This window comes from Vibrio sp. (genome assembly GCF_050299255.1).
In the GTDB taxonomy this organism is placed as follows: domain Bacteria; phylum Pseudomonadota; class Gammaproteobacteria; order Enterobacterales; family Vibrionaceae; genus Vibrio.
Window position 1 is genome coordinate 20899 of record NZ_JBNKVP010000044.1, and the last position, 7684, is coordinate 28582.

6 protein-coding genes are annotated in these 7684 nt (G+C 53.6%); 3 read left to right on the top strand and 3 right to left on the bottom strand.

Annotation, left to right across the window (positions count from 1 at the left end; translation table 11 throughout):
* Positions 1-21 precede the first annotated feature (21 nt).
* Positions 22-984, bottom strand: coding sequence for a bifunctional biotin--[acetyl-CoA-carboxylase] ligase/biotin operon repressor BirA (gene birA / locus ACQY6F_RS12425; RefSeq protein WP_428774775.1), 963 nt, complete (start codon positions 982-984; stop codon positions 22-24).
* On the bottom strand, positions 981-2027 hold the full coding sequence (gene murB / locus ACQY6F_RS12430) for a UDP-N-acetylmuramate dehydrogenase (RefSeq protein WP_428774777.1): 1047 nt from the start codon (positions 2025-2027) through the stop codon (positions 981-983). The genes birA and murB overlap by 4 nt, the downstream gene beginning before the upstream one ends.
* A 58-nt stretch (positions 2028-2085) precedes the next feature.
* Here murB and ACQY6F_RS12435 point away from each other — a divergent pair, with 58 nt between their 5' ends.
* Positions 2086-2535 (top strand): GNAT family N-acetyltransferase, encoded by a 450-nt coding sequence (locus ACQY6F_RS12435; RefSeq protein ID WP_428774778.1) that lies wholly within the window; start codon positions 2086-2088, stop codon positions 2533-2535.
* A 176-nt stretch (positions 2536-2711) separates the two neighbouring features.
* Positions 2712-4052 carry a CDP-diacylglycerol--serine O-phosphatidyltransferase gene (gene pssA / locus ACQY6F_RS12440; protein WP_428774780.1) on the top strand — a complete coding sequence of 447 codons (1341 nt, stop codon included), beginning with the start codon at positions 2712-2714 and terminating at the stop codon, positions 4050-4052.
* Positions 4053-4111: 59 nt separating this feature from the next.
* On the opposite strand, the gene ACQY6F_RS12445 is transcribed toward pssA, so the two are convergent.
* Positions 4112-5464, bottom strand: coding sequence for an MBL fold metallo-hydrolase (locus ACQY6F_RS12445; protein ID WP_428774781.1), 1353 nt, complete (start codon positions 5462-5464; stop codon positions 4112-4114).
* A 335-nt stretch (positions 5465-5799) separates the two neighbouring features.
* On the opposite strand from ACQY6F_RS12445, the gene ACQY6F_RS12450 reads away from it, so the two are divergent.
* Positions 5800-7684: DUF7151 family protein (locus ACQY6F_RS12450; RefSeq protein WP_428774783.1), on the top strand; the 1885-nt coding region annotated here is incomplete at its 3' end.

Below are 7684 nucleotides of genomic sequence, written 5' to 3' on the forward strand. Positions count from 1 at the left end.
TCAGGCCTTGGTAGCGGGTGTTCAGCCATTCGGCCGCAGCGAAATTTCGCCACCGATAAAGGCTTGCAGGCCCTGTTCGGTATCCAGCAACACCGCCCCCTGATCATTGATCCCCCGAGCGATCCCGACCACTTCCCGTGGCCCGATCAGCAGTTTCACCGGACGGTCGAGGAAATTATCCAGCCGGTTCCAGCGCGAGACAAACCCGGCCATGCCCTCCAGCTCATAACGCTGCAGTGCCTGATGCAGTGCCTTCACCAGGCTGATTGCCAGTTGGTTGCGATCGAAGCCTTGGCCACCGGCCACTTCATTCAGGCAGGCCCAGGGCTGGGTAATGCCGTCGGTCTGCTCGGACATCGACAGATTAATCCCCATGCCGATCACCAGATTGGCCGCTCCGCCAGCCTGACCAGACATTTCCACCAGGATCCCGGCCAGTTTACGGTCCTGATAATAGAGGTCGTTGGGCCATTTTAGCTTCACGCCGTCGATACCAAGCGATTCCAGCGCCTCGACCACCGCCACGCCGACCACCAGGCTCAGCCCCATGGCCGCCGCCATGCCGGCGTCCAGTCGCCAGAACATCGACAGATATAAATTGGCGCCAAACGGCGACACCCAGTCACGGCCACGCCGGCCACGCCCTTTGGACTGATATTCCGCGATACACACCGCACCGGATTCCAACAACTCGGTTTTATCCAGTAAATGTTGGTTGGTCGATTCGATGATCGGGATCAGCTCCAGCGATGGCCCAAGAGACGCTTGCAGTACCGACTCATCCAACAGTTGCAGCGGCTTGGCCAGTCGATAACCTTTGCCCTGGACGCGGAAAATATCCACCCCCCACTGCTGAATACCCTGGATGTGTTTACTGATTGAGGCTCGGGTTAAACCCAACTGCTCGCCAAGCGCCTCGCCAGAATGAAAACCGCCATGCGACAGGGTGCGCAGCAGCGCCAGTTTTACGCTGTGGTCTTTCACTGTTGCGCCTCCAATATTTCACTCAGGTTGGTTTCACCCCATGCGCCGATAAAACGCACTTCATGCTCCAGCTCAATGCCGTATTTCTCCACTACCCGACCGCGTACTTCCGCCGCCAGCCTGATCACATCCTCAGCACTGGCCTGATACTGGTTAACCAGCACCAGCGCCTGCTTGGGGTGAACCTGTGCGCCACCGATGGCCAGGCCTTTCAGGCCGCACTGGTCGATCAGCCAGCCCGCGGCAATTTTTACCCCGTCGGCGACCGGATACGCCACCATCTGCGGATAGCGCTGTTGCAACTGCTGATAGTGCGCCTCGCTGATCACCGGGTTTTTGAAGAAACTGCCGGCATTGCCATACTCGGCTGGGTCCGGCAGTTTTTCACGCCGAATGTCACACACCCGCTGATAGATGGCCGTTGCCGTGCGCTGCTCAGGGGGCAGGGCTTGCAGGGGGCCATAACTGGCACTGGCCTGCCACTGCTTGGCCAGGCGCAAACCGATGGCCACCACCACCGCCTGCTGATACAGGCGGTGCTTGAACACCGAATCACGATAGCCAAACTGACAGTCCTGATTGCTGAGCCGCTTTACCGTGAAGGTCTGCAGGCAGAGAATATCGACATATTCACAGACGTCTTTCAGCTCCACCCCATAGGCACCGATATTCTGGATCGGCGCAGAGCCGGCACAGCCCGGGATCAAAGCCAGGTTTTCCAGCCCGTCGTAGCCGTTCTCGACCGACCATTTGACCAGCGAAGGCCAGTCTTCTCCGGCCGCCACATGCAAATGCCAGTGCTGGTCAGTCTCACTGACCTCTATCCCGGACAGGCGATTGATCAGCACCACCCCCTGAAACGGTTCGGTAAACAGCAGATTGCTGCCTTTACCCACCATCAGCTTGGGCAGTGACTGCCAGCCGGGATGGCGATACGCTTGGATCAGCTGCTCCAGCGACTGGATTTCCACCAGATGCTGGCAGCGTTGAGGAATGGCAAAAGTATGGTATGGCTGAAGATTCACGTCGGATAATGATTGCATGGTCAGTAACGGCTAACTTAAACTTTCGCCATTCTACATGACATCGCCGCGAGTGAGAATGAAGCCGCTAGAGATAACCGTTCTGGACCCGATAAAGTTGCCTTTGGTCAGCCGCCTGTACAAAGCGCACTACCCGTCGGCCAAAGCCAAACGCAACGAACTGACCCTGACCGGCTATTGCGACGCTACGCTGGCGGCGGTGGTGCGGTTACGCCCCATCGACCAATATCGGCTGCTGACCGGCATGTTGGTGATCCCGTCTCATCAGAACATGGGTTACGGCCACCAGCTGCTCAATTACTGTCAGCAACATCTGCTAACCGGGCAGGATTTCTGCTTTGCCTACCAGCACTTGCAGAATTTCTATGCCGGGCATGGTTTTCACGCTCTAGACGCAGATGCGCTGCCCCACCCGCTGTCCACGCTGTTTCAACGCTACTCGTCCGCAGGCAAACAGCTGGTCGCCATGCAGTATCAGCCAACCGGGCCCTTAGAACGGCCGGAATAAATAGCCTAGCCCTCCAGCTAGTATCAAGTGCCAAATGCATCACAGCCTTGGCACCAGAGTGGGCGGGTATCACGCTGCGATACAATTCCTGACACCTTTTCTGTTTAAATCCAGCCGAATTTTGCTAATATCCGAGGCTTGCAATTTTGCAGACAGGAAAAGGCATTACACATCATATGTTAACCAAGAGGAATTTATTAGAACAACTTCCGACTCTGGCGCAAGATCCGGCCGGGTTTGAAACCTTGTTTTCTGCCAAGCAGTTCCGTACCCGCTTGATCGAAGCCATTCGCCAAGCCAAACAGCGGATCCACCTGGTAGCCCTCTATCTGGAAGACGATGATGCCGGCCGAGAAATCCTGACGGAACTGTACCAGGCCAAACAGCGCAACCCGGAGCTGGAAGTCAACGTCTGTGTTGACTGGCACCGCGCCCAGCGCGGGCTGATTGGAGCCGCCCCCGGCGAAACCAATGCGTCCATGTATAAAGCGTTTGCCGACCAATATGAACATAAAGTGCCGGTCTACGGTGTGCCGGTACGCGGTCGCGAAGTGTTTGGTGTACTGCACCTGAAAGGCTTTATTATCGATGATCAGGTTATCTACAGCGGCGCCAGCCTGAACAACATCTACCTGAATTATCAGGACCGTTACCGTTTCGATCGCTACCATGTGCTGCACAATCCGGCCCTGGCTGACAGTATGGCCCGTTTTGTCCAGTCGGAACTGATCGACCACCCGGCGGTAAACAACCTGGCCTGCCCGCGTAAGCCCGATACCAAAGAGATCAAAATCGACATTCGTCAGCTGCGTGCTTCGCTGGCCAAAGCGGCTTATCAGTTTAAGCCTCAGTCTGTTGGTCCGGATCAGGTGGCGGTCACCCCGCTGGTTGGCGTGGGTAAAAAGCGCAACAAACTCAATCAGGGCATCAACCAATTGCTGGCGATGGCGCAGAACGAAATTTTCATCTGCACCCCTTACTTCAACTTTCCACGTAGCGTGGCAAAAGAGGTGAAAAAGGCCATCAGACGCGGAGTGAAAGTCACTATCGTGGTGGGCGACAAAACCGCCAACGATTTTTATATTGCGCCTGAGCAGGAATTCAAAACCATCGGTGGCCTGCCTTACCTGTACGAACGCAACCTGCGCCAGTTTGCCAAAGCCAACGAAGCCAGTATTGCCAGCCGTAAACTGTCGATCCACCTGTGGAAACACGATGAGAACAGCTTCCACCTGAAAGGGATCTGGATAGACAAACGCTACATGCTGCTGACCGGTAACAACCTCAATCCACGCGCCTGGAAGCTGGATCTGGAGAACGCGCTGCTGATCCAGGATCACTACCATCACCTGTGTGAACAGTTCGAGCAGGAGATGGCCAATATTCTCCAGCACACCCAGTTGATTTGCACTTACAAGCAGTTGGAAAAGCTGGAAAACTACCCGGACGTGGTGCAGAAACTGATGCGTAAAATTACCCGGGTCCGTGCCGACCGGGTGTTGAAGCAAATTCTGTAACGATAAGGAGCACTCAGTGCTCCTTTTTCATCTCTGCACGCCAATAAACTGCTGCTGGGCTATTCGATGATTTGTGTCTCCGGTAGCACTGTTGCCACCAGCTCCGCAAATCCCTGCTGGGCAGCCTGCTCGCCGTGGATCAGGTGCAACTGTTTGATTGGGCTGGCGATCCCTTGCACAAATGCCAGCAGATCGTGCTGGTCGGCATGGGCAGAATAGCCGGACATGACATGGATTTTGGCCTTGACTTCAATCTCTTCGCTATCAATGTAGACATGGCTGACACCCCGCTCGAGATCGGCACCTAGGGTGCCTTCCGCCTGGTAGCCGACCATCACCACATCAGTACGCCTATCCGGCAACAGCTGCGCCAGATAATCCATCACCCGGCCGCCCTGGCACATACCAGAAGCCGCGATCACGATAGCCGCTTCTCCGGTCGAGCGTAACCTGCGCACCAAATCCATGTGCTCAGGGTAATTATCAATGGTGACGCAGCGGGAAAAATTGAGTGGATGCCTTTTCTCACTCACTCGTCGTAGCGCCTCCTTGCCCCATAATTTACGATAGCGACGATAGGCCTTGGTGACTTTAGCGGCCAGCGGCGAGTCGAGAATGATCGGCAGCTTATCACGCAGTTTATGCTGATGGAGCAGGCCTTCCAGATCATAAAGCAGATCCTGAGTCCGGCCGATACTAAAAGCAGGAATGATAATCGCGCCGCCGTCAGCCAGGCTACGGTTAATGATTTCAAGTAAGCGCTCACTTCGGTTCTGGATATTTTCGTGGTCTTGATCGCCGTAGGTGGTTTCCAAAAACAGATAGTCCGCGCGCGCCGGCGGGATCGGGTCAGGCAACAGAGGCGTATGGCGCGGACCGAGATCACCGGAGAACACCGCAATTTCATTTTTCGGCAATTGGAATTCCAGATAGGTCGAGCCGAGGATATGGCCGGCGGGATTAAAGCGCACATAGGTAAAATAACGGCCATTGGCCCCTTTGATAGGCACCCAGCGGTTATAAGGAGACGGCCTCAGATATTTACCGATTTGCCCGACTACCCGCCGCCGTTGCGTGGCGTCCAGCCCTTGCTGAATTTTCAGTGCATCATCGAGCATTAAAGGCACCAGATGGGCGGTCGCCGCCGAGCAGTAAATCGGACCTTGAAAACCAGCAGCCAACAGCCACGGCAAACGACCGATATGGTCAATGTGAGTGTGAGTCAGCACCACCGCCTGGATCGGCTGCAGACTAAAATCAATCGCCATCGATTGCAGTTTGGCCTCTTCCCCCTGCAGCAGGCCGCAATCGACCAGCACCGCATCGACGCCAATCTGCAACTGGTGACAAGATCCGGTAACCGAATGTTTACCACCGTGATGGATCACCTCAACCCCTTTCGCTATCTCCATCTAGCCCCCTGATTAACATAACATTCGCTTATGAACTTTATCGTCACGCAGCTGCTACCGAAACCGTCTCTGGCAGTTTTCCGACCGAGATCCAATCACACCATTTATTCTGACTTCACTACTAGTGTAGTCCTGTTAGATGGATCGCAAGTGATTGTTAGTCAAGATTATTATTAACAGACCACCTAAATACACAACGTGATTTTGGCGTGAGCCCTCACAAGGCTGGACTTTCAGTATGGTGTCCTTTTGCCCACCTTCGCATAATGTTCGCCGACTCTCATATGTGACATCAGTTCCAAATGACAGTAACAACAAAAAGTTAAGGAATAACAATGAAAACAATCAAGTTGGCGAATAAATCGTTGCTATTAGGCCTAGTCACTACCGCAGTGCTAGCCGGGTGTGGCGGCGGCAGTTCTGAAGATACGAATAACAATAACGGCAGCGTACAAAAAGATGCCCTCATCAAGACCACCACGCTGGCAACCGGCGATGCGGAATGCACCAATGGCGGGCTGAAAATTACTGCTGGTTATGACGATAACAACAATAACGTGCTTGAGGTAGACGAATTTGTTTCCAACAAAGTGATTTGTCACGATGGCACACAAAGTACTGAGGAAGAAGGCAAAGAGATCTTCAACCAAGCGCTGGTTTCCATTGCGCTGATAGCAAAAGAAGATCAGCAATGTGCCAGTGGCGGTCAGAAAGTATTGGCAGGAATTGATAGCAATAACAACAGCATTCTTGAGCCAAGTGAAGTCACCACCGAAGAAGTGCTGTGTAGCATTGGGGCGGATTTCGCCCCAGGACCGATTATCAACTCGATTGTCGCCTCACCGGCCATTGTGGCCACCGGTTCAGACGTCACCCTAACCGCGACCCTGTCTAATCTCGAGGCCAGTGATACTGTGACCTGGCAAGATGAACAGGGCAATACTCTGACGGTGACTGACGTCAATGCCCCCCATATCCTGACCACTCAAGTTGGTAGCCAGGTCGGTACCGAGACTTATACTTTGCTGATCGAGACCACCAACAACGAAGGGGTGAAAGTTCTACAGACCAAAAATATTGAAGTAACCGTAGCCCAGGCACCTGCGCCGACTCAATCTGTGATGCTGGACAGCCAACAAGTGTTCTTACTGGATGGTTACAACACCAGCCCACTGACCGGTGACGTCAGTGGTACGGTGATTTATGCCAAACCACAAGCCGTTGCCGCCCAGGCAGCCAGTGGCATTCCGACTCCAGCGGATACTGAACTGGCTGGTTTTATTGCTGAGCGCGGCGCGATGAACGCAGGAAAAACCGCTCTGGAAATTCTCCATTCCAGCATCAGTGCCTTCCAGTCCGAGCTCACCTATGCCAACGTTACACAAACCTCACAAACCATCTTGGAAAATGGCGACATTAACGCCAGCTATAAGATCTCTTTTTACTACAATCCTAAAAAGTTGACCGAGCTACTGGACAGCCTGATTCAACAAGTGGCGGTTAAATCGGTTGGCGGTAGCGCCAGTGCTCTGGTGCCGGCGGCCACTGAAATCGCCGTTGAAAACTATCAATTGGACATCAATATCAGCTACGATCCAAATGGTGACAGCGCAGTGATCACCAGTACCTTGGTGGCCAGCGACAAAGTGCCGCAATATTCTGAGCTGATCGTCTCGACAACATCAGAGAGCATCAAGGCCTCGGCCAGCGCTAAGCTGGCACTGCAAAACGATACGTTCAACGCCATTAACCAAACCGTATCAAAGGCTGATTTCCTGTTTGTGATCGACAACTCCGGCAGTATGTCCGATGAGCAGCAGGCCATTAGCGATCTCACCAGCGCCTTTACCCAGACCATTCAAAATGCGGGGGTAGATTTTATGGTCGGCACCATTACCACCGATAGCGATGAGCTTCGCGGCAATGGCTTTACCAACGACATTAGCCAGATAGAGCAGGACTTTCTGCCAGGAACTTGGGGAAGCGTCTACGAGCGAGGTATTTATTTTGCCGAAAAAGCTCTCCAGCCGGGTGGAACTGTGGATCTGGCCGGCTTCCCACGTCAGGATGCTTCGCTTTCCGTAGTGATCATGAGTGATGAAAGAAGCCAATACTTAGGTACATTTGATCCCAATGATAACCTGTTTATTGATAACGGTTACCGGGTATACGCCATTGTTAACCCAAATGATGCCAACTCTAGCCAATACGACGACTTAG

Excerpts from the sequence above, each read along its gene's own strand:
- murB (WP_428774777.1), bottom strand. The coding sequence starts at position 2,027 with ATGCAATCATTATCCGACGTGAATCTTCAGCCATACCATACTTTTGCC.
- ACQY6F_RS12435 (WP_428774778.1), top strand. The coding sequence starts at position 2,086 with ATGAAGCCGCTAGAGATAACCGTTCTGGACCCGATAAAGTTGCCTTTG.
- pssA (WP_428774780.1), top strand. The coding sequence starts at position 2,712 with ATGTTAACCAAGAGGAATTTATTAGAACAACTTCCGACTCTGGCGCAA.
- ACQY6F_RS12445 (WP_428774781.1), bottom strand. The coding sequence starts at position 5,464 with ATGGAGATAGCGAAAGGGGTTGAGGTGATCCATCACGGTGGTAAACAT.